The 25817-nt window shown below is 39.2% G+C and carries 26 protein-coding genes; 2 read left to right on the forward strand and 24 right to left on the reverse strand.

Translation table 11 applies throughout. From position 1 onward, the window contains the following. Positions 1-354: 354 nt before the first annotated feature. Complete coding sequence (locus B7E05_RS13105; protein WP_080874618.1) at positions 355-990, reverse strand: NfeD family protein; 636 nt, start codon at positions 988-990, stop codon at positions 355-357. Between the two features lie 82 nt (positions 991-1072). Here B7E05_RS13105 and B7E05_RS13110 point away from each other — a divergent pair, with 82 nt between their 5' ends. Then, positions 1073-1399, forward strand: a complete 327-nt coding sequence (locus B7E05_RS13110) for a hypothetical protein (RefSeq protein WP_080874619.1) — start codon at positions 1073-1075, stop codon at positions 1397-1399. Positions 1400-1749: 350 nt separating this feature from the next. On the opposite strand, the gene B7E05_RS13115 is transcribed toward B7E05_RS13110, so the two are convergent. Continuing rightward, positions 1750-2118 (reverse strand): hypothetical protein, encoded by a 369-nt coding sequence (locus tag B7E05_RS13115; RefSeq protein WP_080874620.1) that lies wholly within the window; start codon positions 2116-2118, stop codon positions 1750-1752. Between the two features lie 168 nt (positions 2119-2286). On the opposite strand from B7E05_RS13115, the gene B7E05_RS13120 reads away from it, so the two are divergent. After that, complete coding sequence (locus tag B7E05_RS13120) at positions 2287-2568, forward strand: DUF2624 domain-containing protein (RefSeq protein WP_080874621.1); 282 nt, start codon at positions 2287-2289, stop codon at positions 2566-2568. Between the two features lie 64 nt (positions 2569-2632). Here the strand turns inward: B7E05_RS13120 and B7E05_RS13125 are convergent, their stop codons facing one another. The 22 genes from B7E05_RS13125 to B7E05_RS13230 form a co-directional block, all read right to left on the reverse strand. After that, a complete protein-coding gene (locus B7E05_RS13125) occupies positions 2633-3526 on the reverse strand; it encodes a deoxyribonuclease IV (RefSeq protein ID WP_080874622.1) in 894 nt (297 codons plus the stop codon). Positions 3527-3537: 11 nt separating this feature from the next. Continuing rightward, entirely contained in the window at positions 3538-4851 is a 1314-nt protein-coding gene (locus B7E05_RS13130) for a DEAD/DEAH box helicase (protein WP_080874623.1), read from the reverse strand. Positions 4852-5052: 201 nt separating this feature from the next. Then, complete coding sequence (locus B7E05_RS13135) at positions 5053-6171, reverse strand: Nif3-like dinuclear metal center hexameric protein (protein ID WP_080874624.1); 1119 nt, start codon at positions 6169-6171, stop codon at positions 5053-5055. Further along, entirely contained in the window at positions 6143-6886 is a 744-nt protein-coding gene (locus B7E05_RS13140; protein WP_080874625.1) for a tRNA (adenine(22)-N(1))-methyltransferase, read from the reverse strand. The genes B7E05_RS13135 and B7E05_RS13140 overlap by 29 nt, the downstream gene beginning before the upstream one ends. 79 nt (positions 6887-6965) lie before the next feature. Further along, positions 6966-7361 (reverse strand): c-type cytochrome, encoded by a 396-nt coding sequence (locus B7E05_RS13145; protein WP_080874626.1) that lies wholly within the window; start codon positions 7359-7361, stop codon positions 6966-6968. A gap of 141 nt (positions 7362-7502) precedes the next feature. Continuing rightward, positions 7503-8039, reverse strand: a complete 537-nt coding sequence (locus B7E05_RS13150) for a hypothetical protein (protein WP_080874627.1) — start codon at positions 8037-8039, stop codon at positions 7503-7505. A gap of 165 nt (positions 8040-8204) precedes the next feature. Then, positions 8205-9320 (reverse strand): RNA polymerase sigma factor RpoD, encoded by a 1116-nt coding sequence (gene rpoD / locus B7E05_RS13155; protein WP_080874628.1) that lies wholly within the window; start codon positions 9318-9320, stop codon positions 8205-8207. A gap of 27 nt (positions 9321-9347) precedes the next feature. Beyond that, the gene (gene dnaG / locus B7E05_RS13160; RefSeq protein WP_080874629.1) at positions 9348-11159 is read right to left on the reverse strand and encodes a DNA primase; all 1812 of its coding nucleotides are present in this window, start codon (positions 11157-11159) and stop codon (positions 9348-9350) included. Positions 11160-11478: 319 nt separating this feature from the next. Continuing rightward, the gene (locus tag B7E05_RS13165; RefSeq protein WP_080874630.1) at positions 11479-12291 is read right to left on the reverse strand and encodes a pyruvate, water dikinase regulatory protein; all 813 of its coding nucleotides are present in this window, start codon (positions 12289-12291) and stop codon (positions 11479-11481) included. A 28-nt stretch (positions 12292-12319) separates the two neighbouring features. Beyond that, the gene (ccpN, locus tag B7E05_RS13170; RefSeq protein ID WP_080874631.1) at positions 12320-12949 is read right to left on the reverse strand and encodes a transcriptional regulator CcpN; all 630 of its coding nucleotides are present in this window, start codon (positions 12947-12949) and stop codon (positions 12320-12322) included. A gap of 185 nt (positions 12950-13134) precedes the next feature. Further along, the gene (glyS, locus tag B7E05_RS13175) at positions 13135-15210 is read right to left on the reverse strand and encodes a glycine--tRNA ligase subunit beta (protein ID WP_080874632.1); all 2076 of its coding nucleotides are present in this window, start codon (positions 15208-15210) and stop codon (positions 13135-13137) included. 1 nt (position 15211) lies between these two features. Continuing rightward, positions 15212-16090 (reverse strand): glycine--tRNA ligase subunit alpha, encoded by an 879-nt coding sequence (gene glyQ / locus B7E05_RS13180; RefSeq protein ID WP_080874633.1) that lies wholly within the window; start codon positions 16088-16090, stop codon positions 15212-15214. A 386-nt stretch (positions 16091-16476) separates the two neighbouring features. Next, on the reverse strand, positions 16477-17223 hold the full coding sequence (recO, locus tag B7E05_RS13185; RefSeq protein WP_080874634.1) for a DNA repair protein RecO: 747 nt from the start codon (positions 17221-17223) through the stop codon (positions 16477-16479). A 134-nt stretch (positions 17224-17357) separates the two neighbouring features. Beyond that, positions 17358-17519 (reverse strand): YqzL family protein, encoded by a 162-nt coding sequence (locus B7E05_RS13190; RefSeq protein ID WP_143833236.1) that lies wholly within the window; start codon positions 17517-17519, stop codon positions 17358-17360. Positions 17520-17713: 194 nt separating this feature from the next. Further along, on the reverse strand, positions 17714-18616 hold the full coding sequence (gene era, locus B7E05_RS13195) for a GTPase Era (RefSeq protein ID WP_080874636.1): 903 nt from the start codon (positions 18614-18616) through the stop codon (positions 17714-17716). A 622-nt stretch (positions 18617-19238) separates the two neighbouring features. Next, positions 19239-19601: a diacylglycerol kinase family protein gene (locus B7E05_RS13200; protein WP_080874637.1), complete on the reverse strand. Its 363-nt coding sequence runs from the start codon at positions 19599-19601 to the stop codon at positions 19239-19241. Beyond that, entirely contained in the window at positions 19591-20055 is a 465-nt protein-coding gene (ybeY, locus tag B7E05_RS13205; protein WP_080874638.1) for an rRNA maturation RNase YbeY, read from the reverse strand. The genes B7E05_RS13200 and ybeY overlap by 11 nt, the downstream gene beginning before the upstream one ends. Continuing rightward, positions 20055-22172 (reverse strand): HD family phosphohydrolase, encoded by a 2118-nt coding sequence (locus tag B7E05_RS13210; protein WP_245833093.1) that lies wholly within the window; start codon positions 22170-22172, stop codon positions 20055-20057. Before B7E05_RS13210 ends, ybeY begins: the two co-directional genes overlap by 1 nt. A 200-nt stretch (positions 22173-22372) precedes the next feature. Next, complete coding sequence (locus B7E05_RS13215) at positions 22373-23344, reverse strand: PhoH family protein (protein WP_080874639.1); 972 nt, start codon at positions 23342-23344, stop codon at positions 22373-22375. A 2-nt stretch (positions 23345-23346) separates the two neighbouring features. Continuing rightward, entirely contained in the window at positions 23347-24573 is a 1227-nt protein-coding gene (gene yqfD, locus B7E05_RS13220) for a sporulation protein YqfD (RefSeq protein WP_080876307.1), read from the reverse strand. Between the two features lie 115 nt (positions 24574-24688). Further along, positions 24689-24991: a sporulation protein YqfC gene (gene yqfC / locus B7E05_RS13225; RefSeq protein ID WP_080874640.1), complete on the reverse strand. Its 303-nt coding sequence runs from the start codon at positions 24989-24991 to the stop codon at positions 24689-24691. Positions 24992-25257: 266 nt separating this feature from the next. Continuing rightward, entirely contained in the window at positions 25258-25806 is a 549-nt protein-coding gene (locus B7E05_RS13230; protein WP_080874641.1) for a hypothetical protein, read from the reverse strand. Positions 25807-25817: the final 11 nt, after the last annotated feature.

The raw sequence follows: 25817 nt of genomic DNA on the forward strand, positions 1-25817 counted from the left end.
ACGGCATGTGTACCGCATTTCTATCAGACCTCCCAGGGTAAGTACACACTCTTCCTCCCCATATCCCTTCTTCATTTACTCTATGCACCCTTTGGCAGTAAGGGCTTTGACTTGTTATGCAGTCTCACCCAAGTACATCTAGCCTTCTATGAAGTTTGTGTTCCTAAGGGCGGGGGTTTGCCGCCGACTTCCTTCAGATTCTGGGTCACCCCCAGACACCCTTGTCTTGAGCTAACCACTACTACTGCCTTCGTGATTCGGGACTTTAACCCTAGAGAATGTGCACATGCCTGGCACACGTATAAATACAGGGTTCATTTCAAATGAACCCTGTATCCATGTTTTTCTATTCAATTATCCTTTATGCCGCTCTTCTATCCGGACACTCGTTCCATCGACGGCAACCACTTTAATCGGTGTGCCTTTTTTAATCCAGCGCCCGCCAGATACAGCACTGTAATGTTTTTTATCTACTTCTATCGTGCCGGAAGGTCTGAAATCTGTCAAAGCGACCCCTTCTTTGCCTAATAACGCTTCATATTCTTCGCTGAGCGATCTGTAACCCTGCTCATTTGTAAGCTGGTCCATTAAAGCGATTTTCGTCCACATCTGTCTACGCTTAAACACTTTTAAAAATGCCAAGGAGGCAAATGCCCCAACGAAAATACTGATTACTGCATAAAGGCCATTTACAAAATCCGGCTGCGGCAATGCAACAGCAACAATCATAATGACCAGTCCAATCGTTGCCAACGTACCATCGTTCAATACTTTCCCGTCAATGATTATCAGTAATATTCCCAGGAAGTATATAATAAACATGAGTAAGACAGAATCTGTTTCTGTATATACGGTAAAATAAACAGTTATAAATCCCAATCCCAACACGCCAAAAATGCCACGCATGTTCACAAATATTTCACCTAATATAAATAATGTTCCAAAAAATAAAGCAAGAAATCCAATCCATTGTAATTCAACAATATCCATACACGTCACACCCTCTCATAACCTGCTTATATCTATATGTACGTTTGAGGTAAATAAATAGTTTCATTAAAGGAGAATTTTTATGGCATTTTTACGTAGATTTTCCCTAATTACCTTTATTATATTAGTGGCAGCCAGCATTTTTCAAGACTTATCTCATTCTGACGAAACAATCTCTTTTTCCAATGACGAACATGCGGAAATGCCATCTTTTGAAGCTGTTCCGGTCAAAGTCCGTCCTGGGGACACCGTACTCAGTATTACGGAGGAGATTCAAACAGTATCTGTTTCTTCCGTATCGGTTGAAAACATACTAACAACTTTTGAATCATTAAATCCAACCACTTCTTCCAACGAAATTCTTGTCCATGAAATTTACTACTTCCCTCAATTTCAAACTGAAAATTAAAAGCATAACAAATTCACTCAAGGACAAGCTGCCGTTTTAACGGTTCAACATGTCAAAGTGTTGACCCGATACTTATTACTTGCTTCCTCCATCGAAACAGGGGTTGATTGTTTTTTTCATACAACTGTAGGCAAAAATAGAAGGTACAGTGTAAGGCGAACGCTAGTAGGATATTCGATGCGGTTGCAATAGCTCAACAAATAAAAGGTCGATTAGACAGAACAAATTTTTCGTGGTGCATCATGGTCAGCAAGCATGATAATAGCGATATGTTCATCTTGGAACAGCAAGGGTTATATGCTTATTCTTAAGGGGGAAGTTGAGTCAATAAAAAAAGGCTGAAATTCAGCCTAGGAGAAAAATGGTATAACAAAAAATGCGGAAATGATGGAAAGAGCCCCTGCTATAATACCAATGAGGCCAAGGATATTTGTTCCTCTGCTTCGTGCTACAAAACCGAATACAATACTGGCCGCTCCTAATACTATCGGCCAAATAAAAAAAGAAATAACAGCTAAAATAATACTTCCCCATCCATATAATGTTCCTGGGTTAAAGCTTTTTTCCTCTTCGATATCCGGCAAATCGGAGCTAGTAAGTTCCGCTGAAAATTCTTCCATTCTTTTACTGTCTAATGAATCGTCTGTATGTCCATGCTCCGGTCTTTGTCCATGATTCGGTGCACCCTGAACATGATCGTTTTTTTCATTATCGCGCATCAGATAATCTCCTTCCTTTTTAGACTTTCATCATTAGCTTACGGAGTTAACAACTTTTCATACAGGCATCATGCGGCATTTTTAACAAAGAATGGTATAATTGTTTTGTTTTCTGCATATATTTACATGGTTGATGAATATAAGAGGATATTCAAAAGGAGTGATGACATGTCTTTTTTTATAAAAGAAATGATTAAAAATAAACTACGTAAATTAACCCCAGATGAGATTTTGCATTATAGTGGCGAATATGGTTTTTCCATTACACGCATGCAGGCTGATCAGATTGTGAATTATTTAAGGGCTTCTTCTCCTGATCCATTTAATCAGGCTGACCGTGATCGATTTATGATGGAGCTTGCAAACATTACTGATCCAAAAACCGCAGCAGCAGCACAGCAGTTAATGGATGAAGTTATTAAATCATATGGTATGGAGCATTTATTTTAGATGAATAAAAAAGATGAGTATCCCCATGAATAAGGGTACTCATCTTTTTTGTCATTATACGGTATTAACCTTCCATAATCGTTTCCTTTAAATTCTCTTGGAAAGTCCCTTCACGCAGCATCGCTATCTCATACTTGTATGGCGCTTTTTTATTCTTCTTATCTGTGCCTACATAAGGGGTTTCGAGAATCTTAGGCAATTCACTGAGCTGCGGGTGGTGAACAACTTTGTGAAGTGCATCAAAGCCGATGTAACCAAACCCAATGTTTTCATGACGGTCTTTATGAGCTTCGCGGTCATTTTTACTGTCATTAACATGAACGACTTTCAGGCGGTCTAAACCAACAATTTTATCAAATGTATTTAGTACACCGTCAAAGTCATTCACCACATCATACCCTGCGTCATGAATGTGGCACGTATCCAGACAAACGGATAGATGTTCATTATGCGTGACCCCGGAAATAATTTCAGCAAGTTCTTCAAATGTACGACCCATTTCAGATCCTTTTCCAGCCATTGTTTCTAAAGCAATTTGTACATCATTTTTCTGTTCCAGTACTTCATTTAGTCCTTCGATAATTTTTGGAATGCCTTTTTCCGGACCTTCCCCAACATGTGCCCCTGGATGAAGCACAATTTGTTTAGCGCCCAGAGCTTCTGTACGCTCGATTTCACTTCTTAGGAAATTCACACCTAATTCAAAGGTCTCCGGCTTCACAGTGTTACCGATATTAATAATATATGGTGCATGCACGACAATATCAGATATTCCATGCGCGTTCATGTGCTCCAGTCCTGCTTCAATATTTAATTCTTCAATTGGCTTTCTTCTCGTATTTTGCGGCGCACCTGTATAGATCATAAATGTATTTGCTCCGTAAGAAGCCGCCTCTTCACTAGAACCTAGTAACATTTTCTTACCATTCATGGAAACATGAGAACCTATTTTCACCATCTCTATTCCTCCTAGCGTTTTTTCCTGTTTTGTTCTTTATTCAGCTGTCTTTTAATTTGCTGTTGTTGATACTTTTGTTTCTTCTTATAACCCGGCTTTACTTTCTTTGCCTTTTTCACCCGTTTCCATGCTTCCCGGTCCGTACTGGTATCCACGGTTTTACGGCGCTGTCTTTCGTTCCAGGATTTATCTTCTATCCAATCTCCCTGCTTTACTTCCATGAAGGAGAATTCCAGTCCTTTTTGTTCTAATCGTTCAATCAGACGGGCATCCTCTTCAGAATAAATACTGACAGCCGTTCCTTCCAGTCCAGCCCGGGCAGTTCTGCCGACCCGATGAATATAAAAATGCTCTTCTTTCGGAAGCTGCGCATTAATAACGTGACTGATTCCTTTAATATCGATTCCCCGAGAAGCTAAATCGGTTGCGACTACATATTGATATCGTAATTGCTGAATATCTTTTAACACCCGTTTTCTTTCTCTCGGTGTTAAACCGCCGTGAATCACCCCGACATTTAATCCATACTCTTGAAGCTTATCTGCTAATTCATTAGCCTGTTCTTTCCCATTTGTAAAAATCAATGCCAAATAGGGGTGAGTTGTCTGGGAAATATCCCAAATAATCTGTGCCACGTCCCGATGTTTTTTTCGGATAAGGCGGTGTTCCATTGCCTCCGGTGAAAAATGCTCTTCCATTTTAATATATTCCGGGTTTTTTAAATATTTTTTAAAGAAATGTTGCAGACGCTGCGGAATTGTTGCGGAGAAAACAAGCAGCTGTATATCTTGTTTAGAGCGGACTAATAATTGATCGACTTCTTCAATAAAACCCAAGTCAAGCATTAAGTCCGCTTCATCAATAACAAAGGACTCTGCGCTATAAACGGATAATGCACCATCCTTGACTAAATCCAAAATTCTCCCAGGCGTCCCAACAACAATCATTGGCGGTGTTTTTAATTTTTCCACCGCTTTTTGTTTATCTGTACCGCCGACAAGCAGTTTTGCCGTCCAATCTTCTGTCTTATCTGCAATCGTAATGATTTTTCTTACCTCATTATAAAGTTGTGTTGCCAACTCTCTCGTTGGAGCAGTAATAACAAATTGGACTTTCTTTTGATTTTCATCCAGCTTTTGAAACAATGGTAATAAAAAGGCATGTGATTTACCTGATCCGGTCCGCGATTGGCCAATCACACTTTTATCATTCAAAATGGCAGGAATGACTCGTTCTTGAATCTCTGTCGGGTTTTTGAATCCCAGCTCTTGAATAACACGCTGCATATCCGTCCCCAGAGATAATTCTGTAAATGTTTTTCCCATTTATTTCCCTCCTTTAAGTAAAAGTTCCATCTATTTTATTGCCGTGAAACTGCTTGTAAGATTCCCACTTCAAAAATAGCGTAACCTCCAAATAAGATGTAATGGGTGATGAGAAAGCGCGATGCCATGAGATGGACGACACTTACTTTCCTCTCCAAAACAGTAGCACGCCTTAAAATCCCCACGGAATGTCCTATCACTTTATATAAATACGAATGGATCTGTATTTACTTGCGATACATAAACTTTTGACTGGAATGCAGGAATTTCCTGTATCAGCTTATTCTGTGTCGCTGTTTTCATAATCTTTTCGATATAATGACCGGCGTCGATGACAGTCAGCCCCATCTGCTCTGCATCTTGAGCAGCATGGAATGTCATATCTCCTGTAATATATACATCCGCTTTTTTTCGAAGCGCATGACTTACATATTTCTCCCCGCTGCCGCCCAAAACAGCAACTCTTTTTACATTCTTTTCTATATTACCAGAAACACGTACTTGTGGCATGTCTAAATTCTTTTTAACCATTTCAATAAATGCTTTCATGGATACGGATTGTTCCAGTGTCCCAAAGCGGCCGATCCCAAAAGAAGCACCTTTATTCTCCAATGGATAAATATCATAAGCTGGTTCTTCATAAGGATGGGCAGAAATAATTGCTTTCATCACTTTATCAAGCTCTTTTTTCGGGACAACTGCCTCCAGCTTTTTCTCATCTACATACGTCAGTTCATTTTGCGTGCCAATATACGGATCTGCTTCCTCTGATGGACGAAATGTACCTTGGCCTGGACTTTGAAAAGTACAGTGGCTGTAATCGCCGATTTGCCCTGCTCCACCTTCATTTAAGGCATCACGTAATTCCTCGACATGTGTATCCGGTACAAAAACAACGATTTTAAGCAAAGACTCGTGATCCAAAACTTCCAATGGCTCTTTAACGTGTAAACCAATCGCCTCGCTTAATAAATCATTGACGCCACCTTCTGCCACATCTAAATTCGTATGGGCCGCAAAAACCGTGATATCGTTTTTCATCAGTTTTTGCACCACTCTTCCTTTCGGATGGTCCACATTAATCTGTTTTAAAGGCTGAAACAATAAGGGATGATGTGCAATAATTAGATTGGCCCCTTTTTCCACTGCCTCATCAACCACGTCCTCTGTTACATCCAGCGTAATCAGTATATTAGAGGTAGCATCGTGGAATCGCCCCGTCTGCAAACCGACATTGTCCCAATGATAGGCAAGACTTTTCGGCGCCCACTTGTCCATTATTTGAAAAAAATCAGCATGTTTCATCGTTTGTTCCTTCATAATAAAGCTCCTCCTTCATCCAGTTTAATTCAGTTTGAAATTCAGACATTCTTTCATAGTTCACTTGTTTTGCCTGCTGCATTTGTGAAATAATCCGTTCCAGTTTTGCTTTTTCCCATGTCCATTTCTTGATAAACGCATCGTTCTTTTCATTTACTAAATAAGGACCCAACAAAAATTGTTTTTCTTTTATCTGATCATTATCGTTATATGGCGAAAAAACATTTATTTGCCGGTCAGCAACCAGCACTTCATAAATATGGCCCTGTTCGGCCATAATTTCTTCTGCTATCAATGTAAAACCATGCTGATCAAACCATCGCCTGACCTCTCTGGCATCTACATTAGGCTGAGCAATGATTCTGTCTACAGACTCAGCAATCGATGCTTGTGTTTCTAAAATAGAAGTAATCAATGCACCGCCCATTCCGGCAATAACAATCTGGTCTGCTTCTCCTTCCCTCAAGACAGTTAACCCATCGCCTAAGCGAACCTCAATCTGTTCTTCTAATTGATGAAATTGAACTGTCTTTTTAGCACTGTCAAAGGGACCTTGATTGACCTCTCCGGCAATCGCTTTTGCTTCCGGGTCTTTTTGGCAGACGTAAGCAGGCAGATAAGCGTGATCTGAACCAATATCTGCGAAACAGGCTCCTTGCGGTAAATAACCGGCAACTATTTTCAAACGGTTAGAAAGTGAAACATTTGAGTTCATTCGTTGTTCTCCTTTTACTTTGCACAATAAGAAAAGCTTTCTGTACGAATCAGAAAGCTTTCATTTCTTCCATTATATATTATTGATGCTCACTTAGCCACTCACTCAGTGCATCTAAATCATCGCCTTGTAGTTCAGGAAAAGCGGGCATACCCCCATCTGTTCCATTTTCAACAATGTCAGCGATTTCTTCCTGAGAATACCTGCCGCCTACTTCTGTTAAGTCTGGTGCAGAACCGCTTGCCAGGTCTTCCCCGTGACAAGTTACACAGTTATTTTGAAACACTTCTTCACCAGCGTCAGCAGAATCAGAATCGCCGCCTTCTTCTGCGCCTTCCTCTGCTTGTTCTTCCCCATTTTCATCGGGGTTTTGAATAGCTTCTCGCTGATCGATACCAACTACTGAAATAATAATGACTGCAATTAACCCCAGTCCGGCAATAATAGCATATGGTATAACCGGATTCTTTTTCATTACGCTTCCTCCTTATGTAATACAAATATTATATATTAATACTACTATTAGTTTACTCGAAATCTAAAAATTTTTAAAGGTTTATCCAACATATTTATTATAAAACTTGGCATCTGTAAAAGCGTACGATAACCGTCTTTACTAAAAAAAGGTATAAACCATGAGAGCCGCAATCAACACAGCCCCTGCAAAGTTAAAAACGCGCAGTTTCCTTACATACCCGAAAACAATCCATCCTGCTCCGTTTGCCATAATAACAATATGAATATAGCTTCCTAAACCCGCGGCTTCAACTATGCTGATAGATAGCTGCAAGATATATAATAACTGCATAAATAGAAATAAGTAACGGTATCGTTGTGATGTATTCTCTCCCATGTTTAAGTAAATCAGAACATTTATCATGAAAATCACACTTACAATACCCACCAGGATATACCAGGCTACATCGTAATAATAATCCAAAAAGATAACGCTTACCAAAAACGTTAACATAAAAGCAAAATGAAGTTTTCGCCATATTGGCAACCAGGTATTTTTTTCTGTTGGCATTTCTATTTCTCCGCCTCTTGTATATAAGGCCAATAAAAAATCACATTGTTCTTCCGGCAACAAATGATTTTCTTTCCACTTTACTATCTCCTGGATAATCCATTGATTCTTTTCTTGATTTTTCATACATCCACCCCGGAAGTTCAATCTATACATATATATTCATCATGGGGTGTTACTTCATGAATCGTATTGTACACCCTTTATTATATAAATATTGGAATATGCAAGTTGCTGATTCAGAACCTGCATATTCCTGTTTTTATAGCCAACAAAAGATAAAGTGACTTCTTAATCAAGAAAATCTTTCAATCGTTTGCTCCGGCTTGGGTGTCTTAATTTCCGCAATGCCTTTGCTTCAATTTGACGAATACGTTCTCTGGTTACGCCAAATACTTTTCCTACTTCTTCAAGCGTTCTTGTTCTGCCATCATCTAATCCAAAACGCAGACGAAGCACATTTTCTTCTCGATCTGTCAATGTGTCCAGTACGTCTTCAAGCTGTTCTTTTAACAATTCATAAGCAGCATGATCTGATGGAGAAACAGCTTCCTGGTCTTCGATGAAATCACCCAGATGAGAATCATCTTCTTCCCCGATCGGCGTTTCTAATGACACTGGTTCTTGGGCGATTTTTAGAATATCCCGTACCTTATCCGGACTTAATTCCATTTCTTCCCCAATTTCTTCCGGTGTCGGTTCACGTCCTAAATCCTGCAGCAAGGAACGTTGTACACGAATTAATTTATTAATGGTTTCCACCATATGAACCGGAATACGGATGGTACGAGCCTGGTCTGCTATTGCACGGGTAATGGCTTGTCTGATCCACCAGGTTGCATAGGTACTGAATTTAAATCCTTTACGGTAGTCAAATTTTTCAACAGCTTTAATCAGACCCATATTTCCTTCCTGAATCAAATCTAAGAACAGCATGCCCCGGCCGACATAACGTTTAGCGATACTGACAACAAGACGAAGGTTGGCTTCAGACAATCTTCTCTTGGCTTCAATATCTCCTTCTTCAATGCGGGAAGCAAGTTCAATTTCTTCTGCTGCCGAAAGTAAATCTACTCTGCCGATTTCTTTTAAATACATACGGACCGGATCATTAATCTTAATTCCCAGTGGTACACTGAGATCATTCAGATTAATTTCTTCTTCTTTTGCGATTTTTTGCATTTCGGGATCATCTTCAGACTCACCTATCACATCGACACCCTGATCTTCCAGATACTCATAAAATTCATCCATTTGTTCTGGTTCCATGTCAAAATTGGATAAGCCGTCAGCTACTTCTTCATATGCAAGGGTACCGCGTTTTTTACCCATGTCAACCAATTTTTCTTTTGCTTGCTCTAATGTCAGTTCGGGTTCTTTCATATGTGAAGATTTTTGTTCAGCCATGAGTCCCCCTCCTTCCAAATTGTTGAATTACTTATCATTTGTTTGCTTCTTCAGTTCAATTAACTCCATTGCCAAACGTGCGGCTTCCAAAGGATCATTTTCCTGTTCCGCCCTTTTTTGCTGCTCTCTTAAGTTCTTTTTCGTTGGACTTTGATTTGCTTCACGACGAATCATCCGTAAATAATCATCAATTTCTTCTTCTGTACTATGCTGTACATCACTGGACATTGCTAACTCAATAACCTGATTCTTTAAATATTCATCAGACAGCCTTTCCAAAAACAAACTGATGTCTGGTGAATTGCCTTCTTCATAAAATGCATATAGATGTGTTGCCACAATTTTATGGTCATTTAAATTAAACCCTGCTCCAAGCTCATTTTGTACTTTTTCAGCTATATAACCGTCTTGAAGCATATAAGATAATATTCTTTTTTCCGCATTTACATATGCGGGGTATAATTTATTATTATTTACAGATACATATGAATTAGTATAACTCTTATTACTTTGATTATCCTTCGAGGCAGGAAGTCTTTTTTGATGCTGGGCAAGCTGACTCATCAAGGCTTCTTGGGACAAACCAAATTCTTTATGCAATTCCTGAATATAATATTCCCGTTCCAGCGCACTTTCAATCAAGGAAAGTTCTTTTAAAACACGTTCGATATATTCTATACGTTCACTTTCCACCTGTAAGTTAAAATGTCTGCGCTGATACCGCATAAAGAAACTCATATAACTGTCGCTTGTCCGCAGCACTCTTTCTTTAAATGCTTCTCCGCCATGTTCCCGGACATAACTATCCGGATCCTCTTTTGCATCTAAATTCGCAATACGCACACCGCAGCCAACCGACCGCAACAAGAGAGAAGCTTTATAACGTGCTTCAATTCCGGCGCTGTCTCCGTCAAAACAAATGACAACTGTGTCAGCGTAGCGATTCAGAAGCTTTGCCTGTGTTTCAGTTAAAGCCGTTCCCATCGTGGCCACCACATTCTTTACTCCAGCCTGATAAGCGGAGATAACATCCATGTAGCCTTCCATCAAAACAGCTTCATTTTCTTTTCGAATATGACGCTTTGCTAAATCAAAATTATATAAAAGCTTACTTTTTTGAAAAAGTTCTCCTTCCGAACTATTTAGATATTTCGGACCGCTGTCCTCCTGCAGCGTTCTGCCTCCAAAACCGACAGTGCGTCCCAATGCGTTCCGTATTGGGAAGATAACTCTGCCGCGAAATCGGTCAATGACCTCATTGCTGTCATTTCCTGCCACGATTCCTGTTTTTAAAAGCATTGGCTTGGAGTACCCTTTTTGCGTTAGAAACGTTGCCGTGAAATCACGTTTGTCCGGTGCGTATCCAATTTGAAATTCTTCCAGGGTCTCATTTGTAATCCCACGGCTTTTCAGATACTCTAATCCATCCTTCCCATCTTTCTGGTACTTTATGAGGTGATGGTATAATTTTGTCAACCATTCATATGCTGAGAGCATCTGTTCCGTTTCCTCCGACATAGAGGATTCTTTCTTTATAGAGGATTCCGGCAGCTCTACTCCGCTGCGATCTGCTAAATATTTTAATGCCTCATAAAATGTGAAATTCTCCATTTCCATTAGAAACGAAAATACATTTCCGCCTTTCCCGCACCCAAAGCAATGAAAAATTTGCTTTTCCTGGGTCACTGAGAAGGAAGGTGTGTTTTCACCATGAAAAGGACATAAACCAAAATAGTTTCTACCCTGTTTTTTCAATTGCATGTATTCTCCAATAACATCGACAATATCACTGGATTTTTTTACTTCTTCAATAATTGGTTCAGGTATTTGATTAGCCATAGTTACCACCAACTATTCTTTTTGTTTTTTGTTAGAGAGATTGTACAAAATCCTCCTTTATAGACTTCTTCATTCATTTTTCGACATATTTTTTTCTTATTCTCAAAAAAAATAGCCATAACATAATTTCTACAAAGGATGCTTAAAATCCTTCTTTTTCAGAGCAAAATATGATTAAAATTGTATTTTCATTTAAATCTGCTCATACGATTTACCATTATAATATATTTTTTAATAGATTTCTATTAATTTGTTTACAAATCTATTAAAAAAAGAAAAACATTCCGTTATTGTTGCATACAGAATGCTTTTCAAACGATTATTGATTTCTTTTTTGCCACATTCTAATAATCTGGTTAGCTGTTTCTTCAACCGCTTTATGGGAAACATCGATGACAGGACAGCCTATTTTTCCGACAACATTATTAAAGAAATCCAGTTCCTGATTTATTCTGCTCACATTTGCATAAGTTGCCTGGTCACCTAACCCCAGTGCTTTCAAACGTTCTTTTCGAATGCCGTTCAGCTTTTCAGAAGATATACGGAGACCGATGCATTTTTTAGGATCTACCATCATTAGCTCTTCCGGCGGATCCACCTCGGGTACAATCGGAACATTTGCTACTTTAAAACGTTTATGTGCCAAAAATTGAGAAAGGGGCGTTTTGGACGTTCTGGAAACACCTATCAATACAATATCTGCGCGGGTTATACCTCTAGGATCTCTTCCATCATCATACTTCACTGCGAATTCAATCGCCTCAATTTTCTTAAAGTAATCTTCATCCAATTTGTGGACAAGTCCTGCCTCCAGCCGGGGCTGAACACTAAACACCCGTTCCATTGCATCCATTGTCGGACCCATAATATCAATTGCCTCAATATCTAATTCTACGGAACGTTTATTGAGATGGGCTCGCAATTCCGGATCAATCAACGTAAAACCGACCAGGCTTGAATGCGATTTTGCCTGTTGTAAAAATTCATCAATGGTTCCCTTATCCTCTACATAAGGAATCCGCTGAATTTTATAATCTCCATTTTTAAATTGGCTTAAACCTGCTTTAATGACCAGTTCAGCCGTTTCCCCCACAGAATCAGATAACACATAAATCACTTGCTGTTCAGCCATCTCGATATCCTCCCCTTTGCATTAAAAATTAAATTGTATCTTCCATTGTTAATTCCACCAGCAGTTTGGTCATTGTTGTCTTGGTAATCCGCCCGATTACCTCGAGACCATTTTTTGTATCCTTTACAACCGGAACACCATCAATTTGTCTGGATATAAGTTGATGGGCTACATCAATAAGCAAATCATTTTTGCGGCAGACTGTAATATTCGGCATTCTCGTCATGATGATCGGAACCGGTACTGAGCTTAAATCCTGGCTCCCCATGCTGGCACGTAATAAATCTTTCCGGGAAAGAACCCCTACTAAACAGGCATTTTCATTCACCACAAAAAGCGTACCGACGTCTTCTAAAAACATGGTTGATATGGCATCATATACAGACACCTTCTCACTTACAGCTACAGGAACTTGCTGAAATTCATGCACTTTATACCGTTTGATTTTTTCTGTTAATAATTCCGAACCTGTTTTTCCCGTATAAAAATAACCTACACGGGGGCGCGCATCTAAAAAGCCGGCCATTGTCAGAATAGCTAAGTCCGGTCTCAAGGTTGCACGAGTTAAAGTTAGCTGATCTGCTATTTGCTCTCCCGTGATGGGACCGTCGGCTTTTACTATTTCTATAATCCGCTGTTGCCTCTTTGATAAGTCCACTTTTTCACCACCTATACTGCTGCATTATCTGCAAGCGAATATGACGATTTCTATTGCTGATTACATCAAAATGAGCATATATGAAGGATAACGTACGATGCTTTCTTTATTTAAAAACATCGTACGTTATTATAATTCGACTCTATTCACTAAAATACCTTTTTACGAAACAAAAAGATATTTATTTACGCATGCTGCTTCCAAGCTATTTTCCGTAAATCTGCATATTGCAGGATAAGTTCGGAAAGCTCGTGAATAATAGCTAAACGGTTTTTTCTTATCTCTTCATTATCGTCCATAATCATATTGTGATCAAAAAATGCATGGATATCAGCACTTAAATTTGCAAGCAGCTGCAGTGCATCTTCGCTGTGTTGTGCATCCAATTCTTCTGTATAACTTGCTTTGACTTTCTGTACCGCGTCATACAATTCTTTTTCCGAGTCTGTTTGAAAAAGGGAAGCGTTGGCTTTATGATGTTTATCTTCTACCTTATTTTCCAAATTAAGCACACGTACCAGTGCTTCTTGGGATGATTTAAACTGTTCATTCGCTTTTTCCGCTGATAAGACATGTGCTTTTTCTACAGCAAAATGGAATACCCCTAATTGGTTATCCGTTACAGCATGAATAATATCTGTTTCGATATTTTCTTCACGCATTAAGTATTCAGCACGGGAAACGAAAAAGGACTGTAATTCTTCTCTTGCAGAAGTGTTCAGCGTTAAATCCGAATCTTGTAATACAGCTAATGTATATTCTGTCAATGATTCAACGGTGATATTCCAATGCTGGTCTTTCAAAATCCGTAAAATTCCCATTGCTTGTCTTCTTAAACCGTAAGGATCTTGTGAACCGCTCGGGATAAGCCCAACACCAATACAGCCGGCAATTGTATCCATTTTGTCCGCAATACTTAATACTGCTCCGACAGCCGTAGCAGGAAGACTGCCATGAGACTGTTTCGGCAAGTAATGCTCACGGATAGCTTGCGAAACGGTCTGCGTTTCTCCGAAGTACGCAGCGTATTTTTCACCCATGACACCTTGTAACTCTGTAAATTCGTTTACCATATTCGTCATTAAATCAAATTTACAAATTTCAGCAGCACGTGCAATTTCTTCCGTTTCTTTTAATTGCAGTTCTTCTGCTAAATGACTTGCAATCTTTTGGACCCGCTGCACTTTTTCTGTATACGTGCCTAGCTTTTCCTGAAAGACAACCCGGGAAAGCTTCTCCTGGAAGAAATCAATCGAGAGCTTTTTATCTTCTTCATAGAAAAATTCCGCATCCGCAAGACGTGCCCGCAGTACCTTCTCATTCCCTCTGACAACTGTTTCCAGTTCAAAGTCGTCACCGTTCCTTACTCCGACAAATTCAGGCAACAGTACACCGTCCCGTTCCACTGGAAAATAGCGCTGATGTTCCGCCATAGAGGTAATCAGAACTTCCTTTGGCAATTCTAAGAAAGAAGAAGCAAATTTGCCCACAAATGCTGTTGGATATTCTACAAGGTTTTTTACTTCACTTAAGAGACCTTTATCCACTGGAATGTGAAATGCATTTTCCTCTTGTAAGACGTTCAACTGTGCTACAATTTTCGCTTCCCGTTTTTTGGCATCGGCGATAACATAGTTATCTTCCAGCAGCTGTTCATATTGCTTCGGTGCCTCTATGATAAGCTTCCCACCGAGAAAACGATGGCCATATGTGATATTACTTGTATGGACATGCGCAATTTCAAACGGAATCACTTCGTTGCCATACAACGCCATTAACCAGCGTATTGGCCGTGCATAACGTAACGTTTCATTCGCCCAGCGCATATTTTTACCAAATGTAATAGACTCAATGATATCCTTAAACTCCGGAAGCAAGGACTGCACTGGTTTTCCTTCAATATATTTTTTCACATAAATATAGGAAGTTCCTTTGACTTCTTTGACGTAGATATCTTCTGTTGTTTTTCCCTGTCCTCTGGTAAAACCTTCTGCTGCTTTCGTCCAATTTCCCTGTTCATCTTTCGCAATCTTTATAGCTGGTCCTTTTACCTCTTCCTCAACCGATGCCTGACTCTCCGCTATCGCTTCTACGAGAACTGCCAATCTACGCGGGGTTGAAAAAGAAACCGCAGAAGCATAGGAAATCCGCTGCTCATCCAGCCATTGTATGGTTTTATCTAAAAATTGCTGCTCTGCGTCATCTATAAAGCGGGCCGGAAGCTCCTCTAACCCGATTTCAATCAATACATCCTGTGCCACCTTAGTTTGCCTCCTTTTTCAACATTGGAAAACCTAATTTTTCGCGTTCTTGAACATAAACTTTTGAAATGCTGCGGGCAAGATTACGAATACGGCTGATATAACCTGTTCTTTCTGTTACCGAAATAACCCCTTTCGCATCTAACAAATTAAACGTATGCGAACATTTTAAAACATAATCGTACGCCGGAAAGACAAGTCCATGTTCCATAGTCGTTCTTGCTTCCTGTTCATATTTCGTAAACAAATCAAATAACATATCCGTATTGGATGTCTCAAATGTATAGACAGAATGTTCATATTCAGGCTGATAGAAAATATCACGGAGAGTTACACCATTATTCCACTCTAAATCAAATACATTTTCTTTATCCTGAATGTAAGATGCTAACCGTTCAATGCCATATGTTAGTTCAACTGTTACCGGATTGGCTTCCAAACCGCCAATTTGCTGGAAGTAAGTAAATTGCGTAATTTCCATTCCATCTAACCATACTTCCCAGCCTAGACCGGCTGCACCGAGTGTCGGATTCTCCCAGTTATCCTCTACAAAGCGAATATCGTGCTTGAGCGGGTCAATCCCGAGCTTTTTCAGCGACTCTAAATACAGTTCTTGAATATTTTCCGGAGAAGGTTTCATAATGACTTGAAATTGATGGTGCTGATACAAACGATTCGGGTTTTTCCCGTATCTGCCATCTGCCGGACGTCTGGAAGGTTCTACATAAGCAACATTCCACGGCTCTGGTCCTAAGCTGCGCAGTAATGTCATTGGAGACATCGTTCCTGCACCTTTTTCTGTGTCGTATGCTTGCATTAAGATACAATTTTGTTCTGACCAATGATTTTGTAATGTTAAAATCATTTCCTGGATATTCATTTACTCCACTCCTTTAAATGGGAAAGAAATTTGCTGTAAGGATAGACAGGGTTTTAAAACGAAACAAAAAGCCGTCCCTATGTCTGTCATCCAAACAGACATAGGGACGGCTTCAACCGCGGTTCCACCCTACTTGCTCCCGTTTCTGAGAGCCGCTTTTCATTTCTGCTGCTCCAAAGCTCCTTCCTGAAACCCCTGTAAATCCGGCTCACACCGTCCCGGAATCGCTTGTTACGGAAAATATTTCAGTACTTTTCTTTATCATCACAGTTTTATTTCATCATCATATTAGATTTCTTTAAACAGCATTATCACAAAAAATCCACTATTGCATAAAAATTTCACTATATGTACAAATCATACTCCATTCCCCTGTTGCTTGTCAATTATTCCTTAAATAAATCAAGCTGATCCAAAAACTTCCGTGACTTAATATAATATCCTCCATAGCGATCATAGTATTCCTTTAAAATGGTCTGGAGCAATGTCACATTCTCCGGTTTCATCCGGATAGTGCCGATGCGTTCTAATTCTACTTCAGAAAAAAGATATAACAATCTGGCCAGTTTCGTGGAAAGTTCGATTGCTTCCGGGTCGATATGACGGCATGCAGGACATAGAAACCCGCCCTCTACAACAGAAAATACAAAAGGCTGTTGTGTACTTCCGCAGTTCAGACATTGATTTAAAACCGGGGCAAATCCGGCTGTTTTATACAGTTTCAATTCATACATAATAATCGGAATTTCTGCTTGTTCATTTTCTTCAATCCACGTTACTGTCTGTTGAAATTGTTCAAATAAATATGGATCTGCATGTTTATTCTCTACCAGTTTATCTGTAAGTTCTGCTATATAGGAGCAGTAAGCTGTTTTCACAAAATCTTCACGGATGCTTCGATGTGAATGCAATATTTCACCTTGCTGTATGGTGCTCAGTCCACTGCTCATATAGACGAAAAAGCGGGTGAAAACGAATGGCTGCGTAACGGCAGCCATTCGGCTTTTCGGCTTTTTTGCACCTTTTGCCAGCGCCTGAAATTTACCGACTTTTCCGCTGTAGATTGTTACTAATTTATGCGTTTCACCATAATCTTTTGTTTTTAATACCATACCATCTATCTGTTCCAACATATTCCATCACCCGGCCTTACTTTATATTGAACAGAAAATATAAACGTTCTCTAAAAAATATCTGAGGTACATGTTCAAAAAGCTGGTCTATTTCAGAAATGCTCCCTTATCATTTTACACTCTTGAACATTCGCTTAGAAAGATGGCAAGTCCATACCTTTAGAGGCAGCAGAGTCTGCCTGATTATTTTGTTCCTGTTCCGGGTTTAATTCTTCTTGCTGCTCCAATTCTTTTAGTAATAAATAGGTTTCAATGTTTCCTGTTTGATAAAATAAATTCCATGTTGCATTTAACACAAGAAACCCCGCCTTTCCAATTTATTTTTTACTAAACATTAGCACTCGCTAAAAGTGCAGCTTCATATTAAAAATCCCGCTTCTTCTATAGGTTGGTTCGATTTTGTTGTTTTCATTAGTATTAAAAATTACCATCTTTACAAAGATGTTCAAGAAATAATGAAATGTGACATTCTCTATGTTGAACACATCTCTTAATACTCATCAAGCCGGAAACCATATTCGTGTAATTGACTCTGTCTGTTTCTCCAATCTTTTTTCACTTTTACCCACAATTCTAAATATACTTTCGATCCGAGCAATGCTTCTATATCACGGCGTGACTGATGACCGATTTTTTTCAGCATGCTCCCTTGCTTACCGATTAAGATTCCTTTTTGTGAACTTCTTTCCGTAATAATAGTTGCCTGCACAAGCAATTTCTCATTTTCATTTCTTTCTATACCTTCAATAACCACAGCAATCGAATGAGGGATTTCTTCCTTGGTATGATGTAATACTTTTTCACGGATAAGCTCCGAAATAATAAATCTTTCCGGGTGATCTGTTATTTGATCCTCCGGATAATATTGCGGACCTTCAGACATATTTTCTGCAAGTACATCCAATAAATGATTCACATTATTTCCTTCCAGTGCAGATATTGGAATGATTTCAGCAAATGCATACAAGTCCTTATATTGGTCAATCATCTGCATGAGCTTTTCCGGTTGAATTTTATCGATTTTATTAATAACCAGATAAACAGGCTGTTTTACTTTTTGCAGTAAATCAATAATGTATTGATCTCCACGGCCATAGCCTTCATCTGCGTTAATCATGAATAAAATGCTATCCACTTCATTCAACGTATCCTCTGCTACCTGTACCATAAAATCACCCAATTTGTGCTTTGGTTTATGGATTCCCGGCGTATCAATGAAAATCATTTGATATTCTTTCGTAGTTAAAACACCCTGTATTTTATTTCTTGTCGTTTGCGCTTTATCACTCATTATGGCTACTTTTTGTCCGATAACCCGATTCATAAAAGTCGATTTTCCAACATTTGGTCTGCCGATAATTGCAATAAATCCTGATTTAAATTGATTTGTCATGCTGCTTTCCTCCGAATTCCTATTGTTTACTTGTTACCTATCATACTACATTTTTTAGTTGGTTTCACTATATCGACAAAACCTTTAATAAAGATACAATGAATTACAAAAAGGGAAGTTTTTATAAAAACTTCCCTTTTTGTCTATTATATAACTTGAAATTAATATTTCACTTTCTGACGCTCGCTGCGGAAAAACACTACGCTAGTTCGTTTTATCGATATTTACCTGTATCGAATATTATTTTTAAAAAAATAATTAACCTGACAACATCGATTATCACAGTCCCAACCTCAAGATGTTACGTTCTTAGTCTGCCATAGGAATGGCTTCAACTATTTCAACCGTGTAGAATACCCCACTAGCGGAGGCGGACCGTTTTGACTCCTGAGGGATCAGCACCATCTGAAGATGCCCTTTTGCCAAGCGTTCTTCTTGGCAAAAGTTAGCTGAAGAGCGTGCCCCTAGGAAAGCAAAACGGTCCACCGCAGCGGTAGCCTTACACCTTACCTTCTACTCTTTGGCAACAGATGTATGGAAGAAACTCCCCCTATTTCTATAGAATTGAAGTTACTCTAAAAAGTGAGAAAGTGAAGTTCAATTTATATAGAAATATATACCATCACAGCAATTGCATGATCTTAGGGCCGAATACAAGGACTCCGACGACAACGGAAATAATCGCTGTCACCAGCACGACGCCTGCTGCGATATCTTTTATTTCTTTTATCCGTTCATCATAACCCGGTTGGGTAAAATCCATAATCCGCTCAATGACACTGTTTATCATTTCTGTAATAAGTACAAGACCTATCGTCAATAAAATAACTGCCCATTCGATGAGAGAAAGATGGAAAAAGAAACCAGCTGCAACCACGAGTGCAGTCGCGGTCAGATGCAGTTGAAAATTAGATTCCTTTTTCACAACCGTTTTTAGTCCTGCCCAAGCAAAACGGAATCCTACAACGTGTTTCTTACCTTTCAATGCCAAATGCACCTAAGATATCATCTTGTCTCTGAAACATTTTCTGCTCATCTTCTGTATTCATATGATCGTATCCAAGCAGATGTAAGAATCCGTGTAATGCTAAAAAGGCCAGCTCTCTCTCAAAGCTGTGATTATATTCTTCCGCTTGCTCTTTTGCCTTATCAATTGAAATAATAATATCCCCAAGCACAACTGGTAAACCTTCTCCGACAATTTCAAGCTCTTCCTCTTCCATTTCCTGCATTGCAAATGAAATAACATCTGTCGGTTTATCTTTACCACGATAATCTCTGTTAATCACTTGAATCTGTTCATTATCGACAAAACTGATGGAAATCTCTGCTTCCGAAGCGACATTCTCTTCTTTCCCGGCAAAGGTAAGCAGTTTTTCGATCAGTTCTTTATGTTGATCTGACACAGCATGTGTTTCATCCTGAAAATCAATAAGCATTATTTATCGCCTTCCTTCTTCGGATACTGAATTCTGGAATGGAAAATCCCTTTCACAGAATCACAAACCGTATGTTGAATGATTTTTAACTCCCTTAATGTTAAAGGACTGTTATCTAATTGTCCATCTGAAATTTTACTATTAATAATGGAAGCAACGATGGAATCAATTTGTTCCATTGTCGGTTCCTGTAGGGATCGAACTGCCGGCTCCACCGAATCACAAATACAGATAATCGCCGTTTCCTTTGTTTCCGGCTTTGGTCCAGGATACCTGAAGTCCGCTTCATCTGTTTCCGGGTCCAGATCCTTTGCCTTCATGTAAAAGAATTGAACACAGGAATTGGAATGATGCTGCTTCGCGATATCAATGATTTCCTCAGGCATTTTATGCGCTTTTAATAAATTGCCCCCGTCCGTTGTATGCCGGATAATGATATCGGCACTTTCTTTAGGCGGTAATTTATCGTGTGGATTTTTATTCGGCATTTGATTCTCAATAAAAAATTCCGGCCGCACCGTTTTACCGATATCATGATAATAGGCTCCTACCCGTGCCAATAAACCATTTGCCCCAACCGCTTCACAAGCTGTCTCGCTGATATTCGCCACCATAACCGAGTGATGATATGTTCCAGGCGCTTCCACCAGCAGCCTTTTTAAGAGCGGCTGATTGGGATTAGCTAACTGCAGGAGTTTCATATCTGTCAACGTTCCTAAAAAGCTTTCAAATAATGGTAATAACCCAATTGCCAAAACAGCAGAAAGAAATGCAGCTATCATGCCAAAACCAAGGTATAAAAACACATCAACCCATGTATACTTTTCAAAAGACAGGAATAGAAATAGAGTAATGACAGCAGAATGGATGATAAATAATCCAATTGCTGTTTTTAAAATAACAAGACGCTCACTCCATTTCTTCATCAGCATAATCGCAGCAAGCTGTGAAAATAGGAAATAAACAGCTGCTTCTACATGCAACATCCCGGCAATGTAGTTATTAAACATAAACGCTGCTAATACAGCATATAAGATGCCCAAGCGGATGGCTGAACGTTCGCTGATTAATACTTTTAATAAAATAGCAATAGCTGCAATCGGCGTCACTAAATATAATGCATTCGACTGGTCAAAGAAATAACTCTGAATCTTCATAATGAAAATAGCCAGCATACTCAATAATAAAACAGCAGTAATCGGCAGTACACTCCAATTGTTATTTTTAGCAATTTGCAGGCATTCCATTCCAAAAAAGTAAGCGATAATAGCTGCCAGAAATCCTAATGCAAGAAGGGGATATATATTTCCTTCTTGTGATAATACTCCTACCAATTCAAGCTGTTCATAGATTTCATTTGTAATTGTCTGCCCTTCACGAACGATGGTTTCTCCAGCTCGGATAATTACTGGATCGACAAGCGTCGCAGCATCCTTTTTCTCCTGGGCGGTTGCCTCATAATCAAAAAATGAATTTTCTACTACAGCGAATGCGGCTAACTCCCTTAAAGCTTCCTGTAAATTTGCATTTACATCTAAATCCATTAAATCTCGTTCAATATTTGTTACTGCAGATTGAATATTCCCTGTCCGTATCCCTTGATTTAATACCTTTTCCAAACTCTGCGAATGGGCCGTATCCGCTTCTTCTAAATCTGCCTCTGACTGCTGCAATAATAAAAGGAATGTGTCTTCTGAAATTTCTGTGTTGATTTCTTCTGAGAGCAGCGACCTTAACTCCGTTACTTCTTCCTGATACGATTCTTCCGACTCCTCATTATATTCTTCTTTTATGGTTATGATAGCTTCAAAGATTTCATTAATATAATTTAATCTTTCTTCCGTTACTTCGTCAGAGATACTGTATCGATCAGGGACAGCATTGACCGCTTCTCTGATTCGATGGTCTGTTTCCTGTTCATCCTCAATTGTTATCGGCGACCGTATTGTTTCTTCAGAGATAGCAAAACGCTGAATATCATATGTATTGGTACGCACATTATCCAATAAAGTTATAAAAACAATGACACCGATAATAAGTGCCGGAATAATCGCAATGAAATATTTACGTCTGTTTTTAAAAAAAGAAAGGACTTTCTTCCATCTTTTTTTCAACACTTTCACCTCATCCTGTGTTTGTTGCCGTCTGTATTTGATTCGCTATAGGCTATTGAGTTTGACGGATACGATTGTTGTGCCGCAGCCAACAAAAGGACACACTAAAAACATTCATTGAACTTACCTGTATATGTATGGTTAAAGCAAGGATATTTCAAAATCGCTTATCATGAACAACAAGGATGAGACGTTCTGTTGTCTCATCCTTCATTTCCGCTTTCTGTATCGTAAGCATTTATTATTTTTTGAACAAGTGGATGGCGTACTACATCTGTTGCCTGCAGATGTACAAAGGAAAGGCCATCAACAGAAGACAGCATCCGCTCTGCAACCCTCAATCCGGATGTAATCCCTTTCGGAAGATCCACTTGTGTCATATCCCCAGTAATAATCATTTTCGAATCAAAACCAAGCCGTGTTAAAAACATTTTCATTTGAGCCGGCGTGGTATTTTGAGCTTCGTCCAATATAACAAAAGCATCATCCAGGGTCCTGCCACGCATATACGCTAACGGGGCTATTTCAATCGTTTCTCTTTCAATTAAACGCGCCGTATGCTCTACACCTAACACATCGTGCAATGCATCATAGAGCGGTCTTAAATAAGGATCTACTTTTTCTTTCAAATCCCCTGGCAAAAATCCTAAACTCTCTCCTGCTTCTACAGCCGGTCTGGTTAAGATAATTTTTTTGACAAGGCCGTTTTTCATGGCATGTACTGCCATAACAACAGCAAGGTATGTTTTCCCTGTTCCAGCAGGTCCAATTCCAAATACGAGATCTTTCGATTTAATCGCCTGAATATATTGCTTCTGTCCAAGTGTTTTTACACGGATAGCATTCCCTTTGTAATTTTTGGTGATTTCATCTTCAAATAAAGTCTCAAATTGTTTTATTTTTCCTTTTTTTGCCAGCTCTACTGCGTAGACAACATCCCGTTGTGAGATGGTTTGACCCTTTCTGATAACGCTTAAAATGGTCAGAAGAATTTCCTCAACCAATTGCGCGGCCTGCTCCTCTCCAGAAACGCGAATGGATTCGCCTCTGGATATAATGTCTACCCCAAGCAAAGCTTCCAGTTGTTTAAGATGTTTATCATTCGTACCAAACAAAGCAAGAGCTTCATTGGCACCTTCTAATTGTAAATCAATATCCAATAAGTTTTCAGGCATAATCAGTCTCCTTGAATAATAGGTTCTTCTTTTACAATATTTTCTTCTACCGAAAGATATAAGACTAATTCAACTTTACCATGCTCTGTATGTTCATGTAAAATTTTTTCTGATATGATGACAGCTTCCGGACCCAATTCATTTTGTAATTGTATCTTAGCTTGCTCGATTCCTGTGTTTACAGCCTCTTCATTTGTTCGCTGTTCCTCTATTTTCTCTGTTTCCCTCATTTCTCTGGAAACATAAGACATCGGCAGCTCCCATTTTAAAAAATGGATAGGCTGTTCCTGCTTCTCCACTTGAGAATGAGCAAAATCAGGATCTCTAAAACCCCAAAACGGAAGTTGTACATCTCCGAAACGCAAATAATGCTTTTTCTTCTGGTTTCCGGTTATTTCTTCTGCTTGATATTGTAGCGGGACTGTAACAGAAACTTCATACCATGTGTTCGCAATGACTTCTGCTTCTGCAGCAATGCCTTCATCAGGCTGTTCTTCCTGTTCTTCCGTCTCCGTACTATCTTCCCCTTCTTTGTCATTTAAATTACCAGACACTAAAACTTCTCCCGGGACAACATAGTCATTGACACTGACCATAGCTCGTCCTTTGGAAACATACATGTTAGAAATAACCCCTTTTTTGGTCGCCACTAAGTTCCTCGGCTCTCCAGGCGGAACTTCTTCCACAATTGTTTTTTCAACAGCTTCTAAATGCAGAGATGTACCTTGAAGTTCAACACCTGTCCAAAGCAGTTCAGGGACTTCATTTAAAAGCTGGCGTTGAATATCTTTTGGTGTGGCAAGGGAAAACAGCCAAACACCTGGGTATATCCCAAATGCCTCCAGTTCTGTTTCTATTTTCTCTTCAATTTCTTTTGGTACACCCGTTATATGGACAGACCATAATAAATTAGACAAAATGAAAAAAAATAGAAATCCCGTGAAGACACCAGCAAGTAAAAATTTTTTCCTGCCAAGCCTGGAAAGAAAAAAAGGAAAGCCTTTAGAATCCATAAAGGAAACTTTGTATAAAGAATCTCTCCTTATCTTTCTTAAAGCCCCCACATCTTTGAGCATAATTGTAGCCTGACAGCATGCTTCTTCCACTTTTTTAACATCCCAGATTGAAATACCCTGACTAGCGCATTTTTGCAGGAATAGTTCGGGTCTGGTCCCTTTTACCTGAACAGTAACGTAAGCACGTATAGACGGCGGGTTTTGTTTTTTCATTTCAACCTCCTGTTGTCCATTTGCAATTTTAAATTTCGCACAGAAACATACTGCTTTTACTTGAATGATTATTTTCATGAAGGAAGTTTCTTAAAACCTGATGAAAATAGAAAAATCAGGTATCCTTTTCTCCATTTTCATGATTTAAAAACAGCACCTCGGAAATCGTTCCTTCTAACATAATTTCTTTTGGAAGCATCATTTTCAGTACAAAAGAATGACCTTTAATGCTTACAAATCCATTTGTTACCTTTAGTTGAAGCTCTTCATTCGTATACAATGCTAACCCTTGATGATTTTCAATATAAAAATGCAAATTTCCAATAATTGTTATGCGCGGCATTTCCATAACAACATCGGATGGAAGAGAGAATTGCTCCATTAAAAGCGAACGGATTCTTTGTTGCCATTTCTTCAATGATGATCCCCCCTCATTGATACATATGTAAATGATGCTTTGAACAGAACTAGTTTTTAGCGCTTGGGAACGGAAGGATCTTCCCTTCATCCCCAGAAAGAATTTACATCCGAATTTTTAGGAGTCTCGGCGATTATCCTTCGCTGGTTCGTTCCATTTGCTTATTTATATAATCATGTCAAACATAGATTTTGATATTAATCCTTTTTTCTCATAAAAATACCCTGAACGGCAACGTTGCGCCGATCAGGGTATGTGGTTCTTTCTTATCTTCTTCTTTGTACGATACTTCTATATGGCTTTTTAGCACGTGGTGATCCCAAGACTTCTGCCATAATAATACCGTTGACCAATCCTTTTCCATCCAAATTCCCGGAGACACGTTTTTTCATTTCGGTCCTGCCAGGAGCATTTTCTTCGCTTTTACGGTCCACCTTCAAGTCGTTGAAGTTTTGTTCAACATCCTCCAGATTTTCTTGAGAAGAGGTTTGATAGCGATTTGCCATACGTTCCATCTGTTTTTTCTGCTGTTCTTCAATACTCCCAGCAGAAATATCCGGACGCTCTCCTTCTGTGTAAACTTGACGCTGTGCACGGGGCTGTTCTCTTTTTCTTTGCGTTTGTGCCTGTTGCCTTGTTCCTGCCCTTTGCGTCGAAGAACGTTGCTGTCTTTGTCTGGTCTGTGTCGGATTGTTTGGAGGTCTAGACTGCTTTTTTTCTTGTTCTTCCTGTTTCTTCCCGGAACTGCTCAGAAAAGAAATAATCCCGAAAACAATGATAATAACAAGATATAAATTATCAAGTATCCAGCCCATATGCCCCCTCC

Source organism: Oceanobacillus timonensis, assembly GCF_900166635.1.
Classification (GTDB): domain Bacteria; phylum Bacillota; class Bacilli; order Bacillales; family Amphibacillaceae; genus Oceanobacillus; species Oceanobacillus timonensis.

Bases quoted from the DNA above. Each gene is read 5' to 3' on its own strand.
- B7E05_RS13165 (WP_080874630.1), bottom strand. From the start codon at position 12,291: ATGGCTGAACAGCAAGTGATTTATGTGTTATCTGATTCTGTGGGGGAA.
- B7E05_RS13135 (WP_080874624.1), bottom strand. From the start codon at position 6,171: ATGAAGGAACAAACGATGAAACATGCTGATTTTTTTCAAATAATGGAC.
- B7E05_RS13145 (WP_080874626.1), bottom strand. From the start codon at position 7,361: ATGAAAAAGAATCCGGTTATACCATATGCTATTATTGCCGGACTGGGG.
- era (WP_080874636.1), bottom strand. From the start codon at position 18,616: ATGACAAATCAATTTAAATCAGGATTTATTGCAATTATCGGCAGACCA.
- B7E05_RS13140 (WP_080874625.1), bottom strand. From the start codon at position 6,886: ATGAACTCAAATGTTTCACTTTCTAACCGTTTGAAAATAGTTGCCGGT.
- B7E05_RS13105 (WP_080874618.1), bottom strand. From the start codon at position 990: ATGGATATTGTTGAATTACAATGGATTGGATTTCTTGCTTTATTTTTT.
- rpoD (WP_080874628.1), bottom strand. From the start codon at position 9,320: ATGGCTGAACAAAAATCTTCACATATGAAAGAACCCGAACTGACATTA.
- B7E05_RS13110 (WP_080874619.1), top strand. From the start codon at position 1,073: ATGGCATTTTTACGTAGATTTTCCCTAATTACCTTTATTATATTAGTG.
- B7E05_RS13230 (WP_080874641.1), bottom strand. From the start codon at position 25,806: ATGGGCTGGATACTTGATAATTTATATCTTGTTATTATCATTGTTTTC.
- glyQ (WP_080874633.1), bottom strand. From the start codon at position 16,090: ATGAATATCCAGGAAATGATTTTAACATTACAAAATCATTGGTCAGAA.
- B7E05_RS13115 (WP_080874620.1), bottom strand. From the start codon at position 2,118: ATGCGCGATAATGAAAAAAACGATCATGTTCAGGGTGCACCGAATCAT.
- dnaG (WP_080874629.1), bottom strand. From the start codon at position 11,159: ATGGCTAATCAAATACCTGAACCAATTATTGAAGAAGTAAAAAAATCC.
- B7E05_RS13125 (WP_080874622.1), bottom strand. From the start codon at position 3,526: ATGGTGAAAATAGGTTCTCATGTTTCCATGAATGGTAAGAAAATGTTA.
- B7E05_RS13130 (WP_080874623.1), bottom strand. From the start codon at position 4,851: ATGGGAAAAACATTTACAGAATTATCTCTGGGGACGGATATGCAGCGT.
- B7E05_RS13215 (WP_080874639.1), bottom strand. From the start codon at position 23,344: ATGCCTGAAAACTTATTGGATATTGATTTACAATTAGAAGGTGCCAAT.
- B7E05_RS13120 (WP_080874621.1), top strand. From the start codon at position 2,287: ATGTCTTTTTTTATAAAAGAAATGATTAAAAATAAACTACGTAAATTA.
- recO (WP_080874634.1), bottom strand. From the start codon at position 17,223: ATGTTGGAACAGATAGATGGTATGGTATTAAAAACAAAAGATTATGGT.
- yqfD (WP_080876307.1), bottom strand. From the start codon at position 24,573: ATGAAAAAACAAAACCCGCCGTCTATACGTGCTTACGTTACTGTTCAG.
- ybeY (WP_080874638.1), bottom strand. From the start codon at position 20,055: ATGCTTATTGATTTTCAGGATGAAACACATGCTGTGTCAGATCAACAT.
- B7E05_RS13150 (WP_080874627.1), bottom strand. From the start codon at position 8,039: ATGAAAAATCAAGAAAAGAATCAATGGATTATCCAGGAGATAGTAAAG.